We start from the raw sequence: 15,240 nt of genomic DNA on the forward strand, positions 1-15,240 counted from the left end.
TACGCATGTCGTTAATGGATGAATTGCGCCAACAAGATCCTGAATTGGCGCAAGCTATCGACTCTGAAGCTGAACGTCAACGCCATGGGATTGAGCTAATCGCCTCTGAAAACTATGTCAGCAGTGCCGTATTGGCCGCCCAAGGCTCGGTGTTGACCAATAAATATGCCGAAGGTTATCCACGCAAGCGCTACTACGGCGGCTGCGAGTTTGTTGACGTTGCCGAAGATTTGGCAATCAAACGGGCCAAGCAATTGTTTGGTGCTGAGCATGTCAATGTTCAACCGCACTCTGGCGCGCAAGCCAATATGGCGGTACAACTGGCGACACTTGAGCATGGCGACCGCGTGCTGGGCATGAGTTTGGCCCATGGCGGCCACTTAACCCACGGCCATCCGCTCAACTTCTCAGGCAAATCATATGAGATTCACGGCTATGGCGTTGACCGCGAAACCGAACAGATCGATTATGAAGAAGTTGCCGAGATTGCCCACAAAACCCAACCAAAAATGATTATTTGTGGAGCCAGCGCCTACCCACGCACCATCAATTTCGATTTGCTGCGCACAATTGCCGATAATGTTGGAGCAATTTTGATGGCCGATATTGCCCACATTGCTGGCTTGGTTGCTGCTGGCTTACACCCATCGCCAATTGGGGTTGCCGATTATGTCACCACGACCACGCATAAAACCCTGCGCGGCCCCCGTGGCGGCATGATTATGTGTGGTGCTGAACACGCCAAAAATATCGATAAAGTGGTGTTTCCTGGCGTGCAAGGTGGCCCGTTGATGCACGTGATCGCAGCCAAGGCCGTGGCATTTGGCGAAGCCTTACAGCCAGATTATCGCGATTATATGCGCCGCGTGGTGGAAAATGCCAAAGTGCTAGCCGAAGCCTTGACCAACGAAGGCTTGCGGATTGTGAGCGGCGGCACCGATAATCACCTCTTGCTGGTCGATTTGACTCCGGTCAATGCCACAGGCAAAGACGCTGAAAAAGCCCTTGACCATGCTGGCATTACCGTCAATAAAAATGCGATTCCATTCGATCCCAAGCCACCAATGACTGCCAGCGGTTTGCGCTTTGGCACACCTGCGGCAACGACGCGGGGCTTTGGGCCAAACGAAATGCGTCAAATCGCCGTTTGGGTCGGCCAAATTGTGCGCGATTTGAGCAACAAAGAATTGCAAGCCAAAGTTGCCGGCGAAGTGCGCGAATTATGCGCCGCCTTCCCTGTACCAGGCCAACCAGAATATGCCTAAATTGGCCAATTAAGCAGCTTAAACGAGGTAGTCGGGCGACGACTGCCTCGTTTGGCGTTTGACAAGCAGCCATGGCTGCGGTATCAATGAGATATATAATTTAGCATTTCAACATGTGGAGGACTTTGGCTCATGCGACGACACGCCCAGTGGTTGCTGCTCTGTTTTGTAATTGCAATCCTAGCAGGTTGTGGTAGTGAAATTACCACCAGTCAATCGAAAGTGATGGTTGAGGTTGGCAATTCCTCAATCACTGAAGCAGAATTCACAACCTTTTTAGATCAAAATTCTAATAATATCAACAACAATGCTGGCGGCCTTGATGCCAATACCACTCGCCAACAACTTTTAGAGCAACTGATTTTGCAAAAAGTGCTTCTTGAAGAAAGTGCCAAACTTGGCGCAGGCATCGATAGCGTGACCGCAGAACAAACTACAATGATGATTGATCAGGCTTTGGAACAAGAAAACGCAGCCATTGCGGATAAAGAAAAACCAACCTTTGCCGATTATGAAGCGTTTGCCAAAAAAAATCGTTTTGGCTCGGTTGAAGGCATGCGGGCCTATGTTGCCCAAATTTTAACCTTCGAGAGCTATGCCAAAATGCTCCAATTGCCAAGCGAAACCCCACAATTTCACCTGTTTCATATTTTAGTTTCAACCCAAACTGTCAGTGAATCGGTAGCGCTTGATCGCGTCAACCAACTCTTGACCCAATTGAAGGCTGGCGAAGATTTCTCGGCCCTAGCCCAACAATATTCTGAAGATACTGGCAGTGGCGCAAATGGCGGTGACCTTGGATGGTATACCAAAGAGCAATTTGCTGGCTTCGTTCCTGAATTTGCCACCGCGCTCAACACGCTGGAAATTGGCCAATTGAGCGAGCCTGTGAAAACCGAATTTGGCTATCACATTATGAAAATTACCGAAAGCCGCAACGCAACAAGCTTTGGCTCATTCCAAGAACTTATGAGTTCGCCCGAAGGCATGGCTTATGTGCAAGGCAAAGTCGAAGAATATCGCCAAAAAGATTTGATCAAAAATTATGTCCGCGCCGAGGATGTGCCCTTCCCAGAATCAGTAACCGTTTTCCAATAATCAGAGCAATGCCAATGGGCGTTACGACAGGATGCTTGCTCATCCTGTCGCTCTTTGTTTAAGGAGCAATTATGTTAACCATTCTCAGCCAATTACCACTCGATCTCGGCCAAGGCTTTCAGGTTGTGCCTGCCCACAAACTTATTGCACCAACGCCGCAACCAGCAGAAGGCGCTGATCGCGCATGGAGTGAATTACAAGGCATCGCTGACTATCAGGCCTTTGTTAGCCCACTCCCGTTCCAAGCAACCCAAGCCTTGATCATCACCGAGATTGACGCGGTGACATTGCCAGCAGTTCGCGCCAGCTTGTTACGCCGCTATCCCAGCGACTATCAAATTCAGAGCCTTGATGCAACTGGGCTGAACCAAGCAACCCTTGCCAATGCCAACCCAGCCCAAGCTTGGTACCTGCCAGCGCTCAGCATCGAGGCCGATGTAGCTAGCCCTGGCACGTTGGAATGGATTATGGCGCGCTTGGCGGGGCCACACGGCTGCCCATGGGATCGCAAGCAAACCCACGCCAGCTTGCGCGAATTCCTGCTTGAAGAAACCCATGAAACGCTCGAAGCGCTTGACGCTGAAGATTGGCCAAATCTCAAAGAAGAACTAGGCGATTTAATGTTGCAAATTGTCTTTCATGCTGAGTTTGGTCGCCAAGCAGGCCGCTTCAACCTTGATCAGGTCTATGCTGCCATCAACAGCAAATTGATTCGCCGCCACCCACATATTTTCAGCACCACCGAAGTCAGCGATGCAGACGAGGTGCTGCGCAATTGGGATGCGATCAAGGCAACCGAGCACAAAGAAAAAGGCAGCCAACGTGAGAGTGCGCTCGATGGCATTGCCAAAACCTTGCCGCCGCTCGCAGCAGCTCAGTTAATGGGCAAAAAAGCTGCCAAAGTTGGCTTTGATTGGCCCGCTGTCAGCGGGGTATGGGATAAAGTGCATGAAGAAATTGGCGAATTGCAAGCAGCTGCCAGCCCAGCAGAACAAGCAGCCGAGTTTGGCGATGTGCTGTTTGCGCTGACCAATTTGGCGCGCTGGCTCAAAATTGATTCAGAAAGTGCGCTACGCGGCACGATTGCCAAATTCCGCCGCCGTTTTGTGGCTGTTGAGCAAGCAGCCCAAGCCCAAGGCCGCGAACTAAGCCAACTCAGCCTTAGCGAAGCTGACACGCTTTGGGAAGCAGCCAAACGAACCGAGAAACAATAAGGAACCGCGAAGCGCACGAAGGACACGAAGGCAAGGGTTTTTAGCCACGAATTCCACTAATTTCACGAAAAAAGGCTATGGGCTTGCAGAACATAATCCCAAAAATCTGTGCCAAGCTGTAGCCAAAAACTTAACTTCGCAAACTTCGTGGTTCCTAGCCCTTCGTGCTCTTCGTGTCCTTCGTGGTTAATATAACTTGCTAATTTTTGACTTTTTCCTTCACTTCTCTGCGCCTCTGCGTTAAAATCCCAATCCCCGATCCCTGAACCCCGATCCCCAACTCCTAGCGCACTCGCGGGCGAACTGGCAAATTTGCCCGCAAGGTATGCACCCATTGCACCACCTCGCGCAAGTGTTCAGTCTCAAGCAGCGGCTCCAGCAACAAATGGCGCTCGGCCAGACCAGCCAAATCAAAAAACCAATACACGCTCATCAGCGGATTAATATCGAGCTTGCTGCCTTCGGTTTTGCTGGTCAGATGATAATTGCCAAAATAGCCCTCGACCGCTGAGATAATCGAGCTATTGATCACACTGGGATCTTGGTAAATGCGCGATTGTGCCCAATGCACCGCCGCTGCGTAGGCTTGATAGACCGGCATTTGCTTGATCAAACTGCACGTACCAAGCAGCACCTCGGCCTCAGCCAGCGTAGCAATATTTTGAAAAATATGCGGGTAATGCATATCGCGTTCAGCACCCAACCCAATGCAGGCCACAATTTTGGTTGGCACTTCGTGTAATTGGTTGACCGCCGCCAACGAGATTGAATCTTCGACCAAGGTACCAATTTCGGCCTCGTCGCCTTGCACCAAGGCATCAACCCCGCCATCGACCAAGATAATCGCATCGATTGCTAAATGCTGCACCAAGCGCCGATAACTCGCTAGAAGTGGTTGTACGCCACTGCGCAGAAACGACCAAACCGTCAATGGCTCGCCATAGGTTTGGCGAAACCACTCGGCCAAATACAATTCGGGAAAATAGATAAATGGGCTATGGCGCTGGAACAAGGCCACTTGGGTAGCATCGATTGGGCTATGCTTGGGCACAAATTCTGGGTCGCGGGGCAAGCTTGGCACGCCATAGAGCGTATCGCCGAGATAGTCGAGATTGGTGGCGGCTTCAAGGTCGCTGAAACTAAAATTGGCCAAATGCACATTAAAGCCTTGTTGGCGCAATTGGAGGAAAATCGGCAAGCCACAGAAAATATCAAAGCCACCACCCATGCCAGCGATTAAAATTGAGCGGCGGCCTTGTAATTGTTCTAAAATCGGCAAATTAAGCTGCATTGTCAACCTCTCCCAATGGCAAAAAGCCGCACTCTGGTACCAGAGTACGGCATGGCGAAAAAGAGCAATGAAGCGTGAAGAATCGCCTAATCGGCTGAGCGCTGCATAATAACGTAGAGCAATTCTAGCAGCACATTCTTAACCGAATCCTTTTGGGTTGCCACACAGGGAACAATTTTAACATGGGCTGGCAACCGCAAGGCGAGCCGCAACTCATCAGGTGCCCAAGCATTTTCGTGGTCTTGCTTGTTGGCGGCGACGACATACGGCGCATCACGTTGCGAAGTGAAGAAATCGATAATCCGATTTGTTTCGCGGAACGTTTCAGGCCGGGTGCTATCGACCAACACAATCAAGCCGAGCATCCCCTCGGACAAGATTTCCCACATAAAGTCGAAGCGTTTTTGGCCGGGTGTGCCGAACAAGTGCAACACCAAATCATCACTGATCGTAATGCGGCCAAAGTCCATTGCAACGGTGGTTTCGCCCTTGAGCAGTTTGGTATCGTCGGAGGCCTTCCGTTCGGTCGAAACCACCTCGATTTCACTAATGGCACGAATGAACTGTGTTTTACCAGCGTTAACCGCGCCACTGATAACCATTTTGACAGTCTGCATACGTCCTCCTAAGACGGAGCTAGGTTGCCGGTGGGAGTGTGGGAGTGTTCCAGCGCAGCGCCGCCTTTCTACATTCCCCTAATACGATTGATGATCCGTGAGACGAGGCTGCGTTTTGGTGCTCCTGCAGCGGCACCAGCACCAGCGCGTCCCGTCGCTGGGACAGGAGGGCGAGGTCGGGTTACCTCAACCAAGCCTGCCGAAATGAAGCCGTATACAATGCGGCTCACATCAAATTCACTCAAACCAGTCCGACTAATCACTTCTTTGATCGAATCTTTGCCATTGATGCGGGCAAAAATGCGCCATTCATCGGGCGTTAAGTTGATACTTTTGGCCTTTTCGAGTGGCTGATCGACAAAGCGGGCGATCATATCGGTATTGGGAATATGATCCTTGATGCGGCCCCATTCATCGACGCGGCGTACACCCTCCATAATGAGGTTTTCCACCCCAAGCGGTACCGGCGATTGGACATCATCACGGTCGAGTTTTACCCCGGCATTGAAGCAAAACTCACCATCGGGCCAGCCAAACAGACTGTACACCGTCTCTTCTATGTGGGTTTGGATGTGGCGTTGCAGGTCTTCGCGCGTGATAAGATCGCGTTCGACCAGCACCGTTCCAAGCGATTGGTTGCCATCAGTTTGCTGCAGTTGCACCGCCTGCTGCACCTGTTGCGGCGTGAGTTTCCCCGTGCGCTGCAACATCTCGCCGAGCGATTCGCGTTCTTGCGCTTGCGCGGCGTAGAGCAGTTTTCCCTTTTCAAAGTAGAGCGTTGCTGCGGCACTTTGACGGTTCAGTTGTAAACTGCCAGTTTTGTACCCGCGATCGATCAGATAAAGAAAATCAGCGAGTGCAAAGTCGCGCAAATTACCAACAAGAGCCATACAGATGCCCTCACTCTGGATGTACGATGTTAGGACGTAAGTGCAGGCCGAATATCGACCGCAATGGGCTGAGTTTCAATCGTTTGTCCATCGGCGGCCAAGACCCGCGCCAGGGCAGCGATTGCTACCTCAAGCATGGCATCGTCGGGTTCGCGGGTGGTCAAGCGTTGCAGCGCCAGTGCTGGTGTCATTAAACCACGCACAATCGGGTTTGTTGCCTTGCTTGCCGTAAGCCGCATAAGCTCGTAAGCAAGCGCCGCCACAAATGGCACTAGGATGATTCGGCTTAGCAAGCGTAGCCAAAAGGGAAACGTGCCAAGCAATGCAAATACAGGAATGCTGAGCACCACCACAATGAGCAATAAGGTTGTGCCACAGCGCGGGTGGATGGTTGTAAAGGGCCGAACATGCTCAACGGTCAATGGCAGGCCTGCTTCATAGGCCGATACGGCTTTATGCTCAGCTCCATGATACCCGAAAACCCGCCGAATTTCTGCGGTGCGCCCGACTAGGATCAGGTAGCCAACAAAAATCAGCAAGCGCGTAATGCCTTCGATTGTTTCGCGACTGTAGATGCCAAGCTTGGCCCAACTGGCAATGCCCGAAGCAACCAGCAATGGCAACACAAAAAACAATGCAATCGAAATCCCGACCGAGGTTGCAACCAACAGTGCGGTTTGGCCTTTACTCAAGGGTTGCTCTGCTTGATCATCGGTCACACTCGCCGAAAACATCAAAGCCCACATCCCAATCACCAAAGCATCACCCAAAAGCTGAATGCCACGTAGCAGCGGAAGCCGACTCCAAAAAACCCGCCGGGCTAAGTTTAATTCACGGTCACGAATGACGATTTGGCCAGAAGGTGAACGGACAGCGACACTAGCCCGGTGTAAACCGCGCATCATTACGCCTTCCATTACTGCTTGTCCACCATACGGAAACCGTTCAGCCATAGCGTTCACCAAATAGAGGATGGTTTGGTCTGTGTATCGTACCACTAGCCCTTGTCGTTTGACAAGAGGGCAGCCTAGTTATTTTCGTTGCGATCACTGGGCAACGAGCCACGTGCTTGCCGCCGCGCCAACGATTTGGCCCCAGCTTTGACCCCTGCCAACAAGCTAGCGGCCTTGATCACTGGTGAAACCACGCCTTCAGCCACATACGAGGCTGTTTGCTTGGCGGTTGTGGTCGTAACCTTGGCATTTTCGGTAATATCTTTGACCCGTTCCAACACGTCGTCGACCTTGGGCGAGATTTTTTCCTTGGCCAAGTTGCGCAACTCGTTGACCATCACCACCAACACGCCCACCAAAACAATCATCAAGGTGACCGAGAAGAGTTGGAAAATCGCCAAGAGGATAATCGCAAGATCACGGGCCTCGTTAAGCCAGCCCTGTGATATCAACAAAATCGGCAGACCAATCCCAAGAACAAGGAGGACGATGCCCCCGATAATGGCAAACTTCTTCAAGCAATCCTCCAGCGTACCGACACGACCAATCAAACCGTCGAAAGGTACATTTAATGCTTTACAAAGAGGGATTTGATCGCGGCGATTATAGCATATTGCCTTGAAATATGCCACACTTTCACCACAGGAATATTGTCGCCTTTTTTGCCTTCGTAGGGGTTAAACGCGCAGTCGCGTTGCTAGGATTAACATAATCCATGCGGCGATGGTCGATTCGACCAAAGGTACTCCTGCTGGCACTGGCCCAGACCCAATAAAATGCAAATTAAAGGCATAACTCATGAGGCAGCCAATCAGCGCTGTGCCCAAAAAAAGTGGCAAATGTCGCCAACGCTGCCCCCAAAAAAGATGCGCCAAGGCTCCGTAAACGCTGGCAAGCAGCGCAATAATCAATGCTGCTGGCTCTAGCTCATTCACGAATAGCGCTCCGTACTGATCCGACCACCACCAAATACCCGATCATCACGATAGAGCACTGCTGCTTGGCCTGGAGTCACCGAACGTTGTGGTTGGTCATAGCGAATGTGCAGCGTACCGTTTTCGCGGGGAGTAATCGTGGCTGGCACTGCATCGCCATGAGCGCGGATTTGCACCGCATAAGTTCCGGCTTCGATCTGGCCATAGACGCTGCGTACATCGTCAATCACAAAATCGCGGCATTCAAGTTCATCAGCGTCACCAACGATGAGCAAGTTGCGTACCGTGTCGATTTCGATCACAAATAATGGCGAGCCAGCGGCAATCCCCAAGCCTTTGCGTTGGCCAATCGTGTATTGTGGCAAGCCTTTATGATTGCCCAGCACATCACCACGCCGATTGACAATTGGGCCTGGGCGCATAATTTCTGGGCGTTCTTCGTTTAGGAAGCGCCGATAGTTGTTATCGGGAATAAAACAAATATCCATGCTTTCTGGCTTATCGGCAGTTACCAAGCCACGTTCACGGGCCATTTGGCGCACTTCGGGCTTGGTAAAACCACCAAGCGGAAAGTGCAAGCGTGCCAGTTCGCGTTGGCCAAGCATATACAGCACATACGATTGATCTTTGTTAATATCCACGCCGCGGCGTAAATCGTAGGGCTGCTCGCCGCCGCCAGTAATATGCACAAAGTGGCCAGTTGCTAAGCCATCGAAGCCCAATAATTCGGCCCGTTCGAGCAGCACGCGAAATTTGAGGTCGCGGTTACAGGCCAAGCACGGGTTGGGCGTGGCTCCACTCGAATATTCGCGCAAGAAGTAATCAATCACATGCTTACGGAAATCTTTTTGATAATTAAACACATAGTAGGGAATGTCGTATTGGGCACAGACTCGCCGCGCTCCTGCCGTCATTTCGACCGAGCAACATTGACTTTCCATGATCCCGTTATCATCGCCTTCCCACAGGTGCATGGTTACGCCAGTCACATCGTGACCTTGTTCTTTGAGCAAGACTGCGGTCAGCGAGCTATCCACGCCGCCACTCATGGCGACCATAATCTTTGCCATAATTCCTAATCCTAGGTTGTTGAGCACTAAAGATGATTAACGCGCCGGAAATGCATGGCGCGTCGTAGCTGCCAAAATCATACCACGATTTCTGCTTGCGCTCGATGCTACGCCGGATTTAGCGCCTTTTTCGTGGTACGATCTTCCTATTACCAACGGAGGACGATCCATGTTACGGGAAATTAGCATCAAAGCCAAACATGATCAGGCGACTTTGGCCAAAGGTGTTGAAACGCAATCGGTTTTTCGGCTTGAAGGCAACTGGTATTTTGATCAAGCAGTTGTTGATATGCACAATTTACGGGTGACCGAGCGCACCTATGTTTGCCCCCACAAAGGCACATGCTTTTGGATTGATTTGGTGACTGATAACGGTACTATCGCTGATGTGGCTTGGATGTATACCGTCGTCAAGCCCAATTACGAACATATAAAAGATAAAATTGCCTTTTATGGCGGCACACGTCACGCCACAACTGAAGCATAAGCGGTACAATCGACGCTGCATCGAGCAATGATGCAGCGTCTTTTTTTGTGCAAAGGAGCATGCTGTGAGTGGTTTCGTTACAACCGAGCAAATTGGCGCGATCTTTCGCATTACCATCAACCGGCCTGAGAAGCGTAATGCAATTAGTTGGCAAGTTGGCAAGGATTTACGCGCGGCAATCGATCAGGCGGCCAGTGCTGCGGGTGTACGCGTCGTCGTCTTGAGCGGCGCTGGCCCAGTTTTTTCAGCAGGCATCGATCTTGGCGATCTGCTTGATCTGCCCAATCGCTATGGCGAGAACTGGTTGCGCCAAATGCGCACCATCACCGACGATTGGCAAGCCTTGACAACCCGCATCGAGCGCCTAGAAATTCCCACGATCGCCGTTTTGCATGGCATGTGCCTTGGCTTGGGCTTGGAAATTGCCTTGGCCTGCGATTTTCGGCTTGCAGCCAACGGCACTAAGTTGGCCTTACCAGAAACCCGCTTGGGAATCGTGCCCGATGTTGGTGGCACAACCCGCTTGACGCGGTTGGTCGGGGTTGGCCGCGCCAAAGAGCTGATTATGACTGGACGCACGTTTAGCGCCGCTGACGCTGAGCGCTGGGGCATTGTCAATCAAGTGGCTGATGCAGGCAGTTTAGATGAAGTGGTTCAGGCGTTTGCTGATGAGTTGCTGTTGGCAGCTCCGTTGGCTGTCGGCATGGCCAAACGGGTGATTGATGGTTTGTTTGATGTTGACCGCGGCTTGATGCTCGAAGGTTGGGCGCAGAGCCAATTAATTCGTAGCGCCGACTTTAGCGAGGGCGTGCAAGCCGCCATCGCCCGCCGCGCCGCCGAATTCAAGGGCGAGTAAGCATAGAAAGGCTATAGGCTGAAGGCTTTTGGCTAGCGGAACATTAATTCATGGAATTCGTGGCGAAAAACGTCCGTCGTGCGCTTCACAGTTCAATATTTAACGCAGAGACGCAGCGTTTCGTTAAGAATGTGAACTATGAGGATCAGGAAGTCATAACTGTTCTGCCCCTGATCCTGTAGTTTTGATCCTTAAAAAGCTCTGCGCCTCTGCGTTAAAAGCCAATAGCCAAAAGCCTATAGCCTCACAATTAACTATACTTCTTCTGGCGCTTTTGAAACTCGGCTTCGCTCAGGCCAAGGCTACGGGCAGCGGCCTTGAGGTCATCGTCGTGTTGTACGAGCGCTTCTTGCAAAGCCAAGCGTTCAACATCGGCCAAGAGTTCGTCGAGCGTCGATTGCTCTCGCAAACGGGCTGCAATATCAACTTGCAAGGCTGAGCGCGACGAAGGCACCAACGACATGTGCTCGCTGGTAATCACATTGCCGCGTGACAAAATCACTGCTCGCTCAATCTCGTGCTCAAGCTGGCGCACATTGCCTGGCCAATCGTAGTTATTTAGCCGCTCCATCGCTTCTTCGGAGATGCGAGCTGGTGGCGACGATGGCGAGTAGCGATATTTATCCAAGAAAAATTCGGCCAGCAAGGGAATATCGCCTGTGCGTTGGCGCAACGCTGGCAGATACAAGGTAATCACATTCAAGCGATAGTACAAATCTTCGCGGAACGTGCCAGCCCGCACTTCGGCCTCAAGATCACGGTTGGTCGCGGCGATTACCCGCACATCGACCCGCACCGTGGTCGTGCCGCCAACCCGCTCGAACTCGCGCTCTTGCAAAATTCGCAGCAACTTCTTCTGGGTCGCAAGGGTCATTTCGCCAATTTCATCCAAAAAGATTGTGCCTTTATGGGCTAATTCAAAGCGACCCTTGCGTTGCGCCATTGCGCCAGTAAACGCGCCTTTTTCGTGGCCAAACAATTCGCTTTCGAGCAGCGATTCGGGCAAGGCAGCACAATTGACTTTAATCAGTGGCCCGTTGCGGCGCGCTGAATTAACGTGGATCAAGTTGGCCAGCACTTCCTTGCCGGTACCAGTTTCACCAGTAATCAGCACGGTTGCGTCGGTATGGGCCACGCGCCCAATTTGCTTGTAGATTTCCTGCATGGCCGGGCTATTGCCAATCATTTTGTCGCGTGGATCAAAGCTTTTGGCTTCGAGTTCACGAACTTTTGAGGCAAGTTGCTGATGGTCAAACAAGCGCTTGACGACCAAGGTCACTTCTTCAACATCAAATGGCTTGATCACATAATCGTATGCGCCAATTTGAATTGCCCGAATTGCCGTCGATGACGTACCATGGGCAGTCATCATAATAACTGGGGTGGTAATGCCATTTTTGCGCAATTGCTCAAGCACGGTCAAGCCATCTTGGCCAGGCATGCGCACATCCATAATCAACAGATCATAGGGATGTTTTTTGGTCATTTTGGCCAAAACTTCGCCGCCATGCTCGGCTGGCTCTGTCAGATAGCCCTCTTCATCAAAGACCTCGCACAAGAGGCCACGAATCCCAGGATCGTCATCAGCAATTAAAATATGCCGTTGTTCTGATGCTTTGGTCACACCGACCCTCCTTAAAGGCCATTATTCAGCAGGACGGCGTTCGATCCGCGCCCCAAGCGCAGCCAGCCGTTGTTCAATGCGTTGGTAGCCCCGATCAATTTGGGCAATATTCGAAATAATGCTCGTACCTTTGGCACACAATGCAGCGATAACCAATGCCATACCCGCCCGAATATCGGGGCTGGTCAGACGTTCGCCAAAGAGTTTGGCTGGCCCAACCACCACCGCTCGATGCGGATCGCACAAAATGACCCGTGCGCCCATGCTGAGCAGCTTATCGACAAAGAATAAGCGCCCATCAAACATTTTTTCGTGAATCAGCACCGTGCCATGGGCTTGGGTAGCAATCACCAAGGCAATGCTCATGAGATCTGGGGGGAAGCCAGGCCATGGCATATCGTCAATTTTTGGCACAACGCCGTGCAAATCGTCGCGCACGCGCAGCTCTTGATCGCCTGGAATCACAATATCTGGGCCTTCATCTTGCCAAGTTACGCCCAAACGCCCAAACATAATCCGCGTCATGCGGTGTTCTTCAGGTCGGGCGTTGGCGATGCGAATGTTGCTACCAGTAACGGCGGCCAACCCAATAAACGAGCCAACCTCCATAAAGTCAGGTCCAAGCGTATATTCGGTGCCGTTAAGCCGCGAAACGCCTTGAATTTGCAAGGTGTTGGTACCGATGCCAGTGATTTTTGCACCCATGGCAAACAAACAGCGACACAAATCTTGAACGTGTGGCTCTGAAGCGGCGTTGACAATTGTGGTCGTGCCATTAGCCAAAACGGCAGCCATAATCGCCTGTTCAGTGCCAGTAACGCTCATTTCATCAAGGAAAATATCGGTGCCAACCAGGCCCGCAGTATGCAATTCGTAGGCTTGTTTGGTGACTTCAACTTCGGCACCTAAGGCAACCAACGCCAGAAAGTGGGTATCCAAGCGCCGATGGCCAATCGAATCGCCGCCTGGTCGGGCCAAGACTGCGCGCCCAGTGCGCACCAACAACGGCCCAGCCAGCAAAATTGAGGTGCGGATGCGCCGCGCCAGCGCAATATCTGGCTCGGAAGTATTGATGGTGGCGGCGTGCACTCGCAGCACATTATCTTCAAGCCAGCTACATTCGATGCCTAATGATTGTAATAATTGAACTTTGACCCGCACATCGGCAATATCGGGCATATTGCGCAAAATAACTGGTTGGTCGCTGAGCAAACAGGCTGCCAATAATGGCAAGGCGGCATTTTTGTTTCCGGCAGGTGTAATTGTCCCGCTCAGGCGATGACCGCCTTCAATGACAAAGGTTTCCACGAATGATAATCCTCAATGTGATTAAGCAGCAGAATTGGACTGATCGTTTGACTCTGCTGGTTGGTGTACCTGTTTGGGTTTGCGCTTGAAACGGCCTCGAATTGCCTTAAACCAATTTTTAGGGTTTAGCAATGCGCCGAGCCGTTGGCGCAACCGTGGTTTCGTCGCTGGAGTACCATCATTATCGGCTGATTTACGATTGCCAATGAGCGCCTTTGCCCGTTGTCGCCCTTCTTCTAAAGCCGTTTTGACCAAGCTTTGTAATTCGGCTTTGCTGATCAATTCGCCGCGTTCGTACCAACGCCACGCAGCAATGCCAGTCACAAACGTGCCAGCGTAGGCTACCGCAACTTTGGGCAATAAGCCAATGCCCGGAATCAAGCCCACCAATTGGCGCGCAAGTTGTCGCCAGAGAAAACCGCCGCCAACCACTGGCAGCAGTTCGCGAATCATGGCGCTGAAATCGCCTTCAGCACCCATCGCCAACGCCACCCGATACGCCAAAAGAGCTTGGTTTTTGGTCAGCACCAACATATCGGCGGCATTTAATGGCAAGTTTAATACAGGAATCATTTCAGGCAAGCCCGACGTGAAAGCAAATGTGGCATTGCTCAGCGCAACACTGCTCAGCAGGCTATTGGTTACTTCGCTGCGCAAGCCCGGGTAGCGCCGCGCGGCAGCAATATGCAACGATTCAGGCACGAGTTCGAGCACGGCTTTGGCCAGCGCTTTGCGTTGGGTCGCCGGATCGGATTGCGGATCGAGCAAAACCGCCGGCGAGGCTTGCAAATCTGCTTGGTGCGTGCTGTCGGAGCTTTTGGGCAAAGCTGTGCCCCAAACCGCAATCAACAGCGGAATGGGCAGAATTGCCAATTTCTCGTAGGCCAGAAATTCGTCGTAGCTCAAGGCTTGGCTGGCATCGAGGGTTAAGAGCACCAAATCGACCCGATTGAGATCGACTGCTTGCTCACGGCCTAGCGGTAAATCGATAATGCTCACTTGGGGAGTGCGGGCTGGAAAGCGTTGCGCGCCAAGCGTCAACAAACGCATAATCAAATCGCGCCCGAAGGTAGCATGGCCCAGCAGCGCAATCCGACAAGGCAGATCAGCTTGATCGCGAATATCGCGCACATCGATTTCTTTGATGGTTGACCAAATGTTGGTGACATCGCTGAAGCGGCTCACACATCCTCCTCGGCATATGAATGTACTGCATTATAACATAGGCACTTTAGGCTACTCAGACACATATGAGCGAGCCTGCTAGTTTAGCATAATTTAGGCCAGCAATAAAGGATGAATTATGAATTATGAGGGATGAATGCGGAAAGTCAGAAGGCAAAAGTCAGAAGGCAAAAGCCCAAAGCCATTTCCTCTTTGGGCAATTCGTGGCAACAAAAAGCCTGCGTAGTTTAACGCAGAGGCGCAGAGGGAGGAATGGCTCTAGGCTCAAGGCTATGGGCTATCGAAGATTCATTGACAATACCAACAATTGTTCCGATAGCCTCATGCCAATAGCCCATAGCCGCATCCCCTTCGCGCTCTTCGCGGTTTCAGCCCCTCGCTTCCTTTATGCATCAAAAAATTCGTGGTTTCCAGCTTTACCTGATCCCCGATCCCCAACCCCCGATC

The 15,240-nt window shown here is 51.7% G+C and carries 15 protein-coding genes; 5 read left to right on the forward strand and 10 right to left on the reverse strand.

Annotated elements, in window-relative coordinates:
* Nucleotides 1-14: 14 nt before the first annotated feature.
* The 3 genes from glyA (at nucleotide 15) to mazG (ending at nucleotide 3,577) form a co-directional block, all read left to right on the forward strand.
* Complete coding sequence (glyA, locus tag C5S61_RS17485) at nucleotides 15-1,265, forward strand: serine hydroxymethyltransferase (RefSeq protein WP_164689595.1); 1,251 nt, start codon at nucleotides 15-17, stop codon at nucleotides 1,263-1,265.
* Nucleotides 1,266-1,397: 132 nt separating this feature from the next.
* Nucleotides 1,398-2,363, forward strand: a complete 966-nt coding sequence (locus C5S61_RS17490) for a peptidylprolyl isomerase (protein WP_110516937.1) — start codon at nucleotides 1,398-1,400, stop codon at nucleotides 2,361-2,363.
* A 71-nt stretch (nucleotides 2,364-2,434) separates the two neighbouring features.
* A complete protein-coding gene (gene mazG, locus C5S61_RS17495; protein ID WP_110516939.1) occupies nucleotides 2,435-3,577 on the forward strand; it encodes a nucleoside triphosphate pyrophosphohydrolase in 1,143 nt (380 codons plus the stop codon).
* A gap of 283 nt (nucleotides 3,578-3,860) precedes the next feature.
* On the opposite strand, the gene C5S61_RS17500 is transcribed toward mazG, so the two are convergent.
* From C5S61_RS17500 to mnmA, 7 genes are all read right to left on the reverse strand, one after another.
* A complete protein-coding gene (locus tag C5S61_RS17500) occupies nucleotides 3,861-4,868 on the reverse strand; it encodes a DUF1152 domain-containing protein (protein ID WP_110516941.1) in 1,008 nt (335 codons plus the stop codon).
* 86 nt (nucleotides 4,869-4,954) lie between these two features.
* A complete protein-coding gene (locus C5S61_RS17505; RefSeq protein ID WP_054533430.1) occupies nucleotides 4,955-5,485 on the reverse strand; it encodes a GTP-binding protein in 531 nt (176 codons plus the stop codon).
* A 68-nt stretch (nucleotides 5,486-5,553) separates the two neighbouring features.
* Entirely contained in the window at nucleotides 5,554-6,375 is an 822-nt protein-coding gene (locus C5S61_RS17510) for a DUF4388 domain-containing protein (RefSeq protein ID WP_110516943.1), read from the reverse strand.
* A 29-nt stretch (nucleotides 6,376-6,404) separates the two neighbouring features.
* Complete coding sequence (locus C5S61_RS17515; protein WP_110516945.1) at nucleotides 6,405-7,328, reverse strand: DUF1385 domain-containing protein; 924 nt, start codon at nucleotides 7,326-7,328, stop codon at nucleotides 6,405-6,407.
* A 74-nt stretch (nucleotides 7,329-7,402) separates the two neighbouring features.
* On the reverse strand, nucleotides 7,403-7,846 hold the full coding sequence (locus tag C5S61_RS17520; RefSeq protein ID WP_054533427.1) for a hypothetical protein: 444 nt from the start codon (nucleotides 7,844-7,846) through the stop codon (nucleotides 7,403-7,405).
* 159 nt (nucleotides 7,847-8,005) lie between these two features.
* A complete protein-coding gene (locus C5S61_RS17525) occupies nucleotides 8,006-8,263 on the reverse strand; it encodes a hypothetical protein (RefSeq protein ID WP_110516947.1) in 258 nt (85 codons plus the stop codon).
* The gene (mnmA, locus tag C5S61_RS17530) at nucleotides 8,260-9,333 is read right to left on the reverse strand and encodes a tRNA 2-thiouridine(34) synthase MnmA (protein WP_110516949.1); all 1,074 of its coding nucleotides are present in this window, start codon (nucleotides 9,331-9,333) and stop codon (nucleotides 8,260-8,262) included. Before mnmA ends, C5S61_RS17525 begins: the two co-directional genes overlap by 4 nt.
* A 169-nt stretch (nucleotides 9,334-9,502) precedes the next feature.
* Between mnmA and C5S61_RS17535 the strand changes: the two genes are divergently transcribed.
* Nucleotides 9,503-9,820 (forward strand): DUF427 domain-containing protein, encoded by a 318-nt coding sequence (locus C5S61_RS17535; RefSeq protein ID WP_110516951.1) that lies wholly within the window; start codon nucleotides 9,503-9,505, stop codon nucleotides 9,818-9,820.
* Nucleotides 9,821-9,884: 64 nt separating this feature from the next.
* Nucleotides 9,885-10,676, forward strand: a complete 792-nt coding sequence (locus C5S61_RS17540; protein ID WP_110516953.1) for an enoyl-CoA hydratase/isomerase family protein — start codon at nucleotides 9,885-9,887, stop codon at nucleotides 10,674-10,676.
* A 250-nt stretch (nucleotides 10,677-10,926) separates the two neighbouring features.
* Here the strand turns inward: C5S61_RS17540 and C5S61_RS17545 are convergent, their stop codons facing one another.
* From C5S61_RS17545 to C5S61_RS17555, 3 genes are read right to left on the reverse strand one after another with little or no spacing between them, the layout of a single operon-like run.
* The gene (locus C5S61_RS17545) at nucleotides 10,927-12,300 is read right to left on the reverse strand and encodes a sigma-54-dependent transcriptional regulator (protein ID WP_110516955.1); all 1,374 of its coding nucleotides are present in this window, start codon (nucleotides 12,298-12,300) and stop codon (nucleotides 10,927-10,929) included.
* Nucleotides 12,301-12,321: 21 nt separating this feature from the next.
* The gene (murA, locus tag C5S61_RS17550) at nucleotides 12,322-13,608 is read right to left on the reverse strand and encodes a UDP-N-acetylglucosamine 1-carboxyvinyltransferase (RefSeq protein WP_054533422.1); all 1,287 of its coding nucleotides are present in this window, start codon (nucleotides 13,606-13,608) and stop codon (nucleotides 12,322-12,324) included.
* Between the two features lie 21 nt (nucleotides 13,609-13,629).
* On the reverse strand, nucleotides 13,630-14,793 hold the full coding sequence (locus C5S61_RS17555; RefSeq protein WP_110516957.1) for a hypothetical protein: 1,164 nt from the start codon (nucleotides 14,791-14,793) through the stop codon (nucleotides 13,630-13,632).
* Between the last annotated feature and the right edge of the window lie 447 nt (nucleotides 14,794-15,240).

Origin of the sequence: Herpetosiphon llansteffanensis, from assembly GCF_003205875.1 — a bacterium.
GTDB lineage: Bacteria > Chloroflexota > Chloroflexia > Chloroflexales > Herpetosiphonaceae > Herpetosiphon > Herpetosiphon llansteffanensis.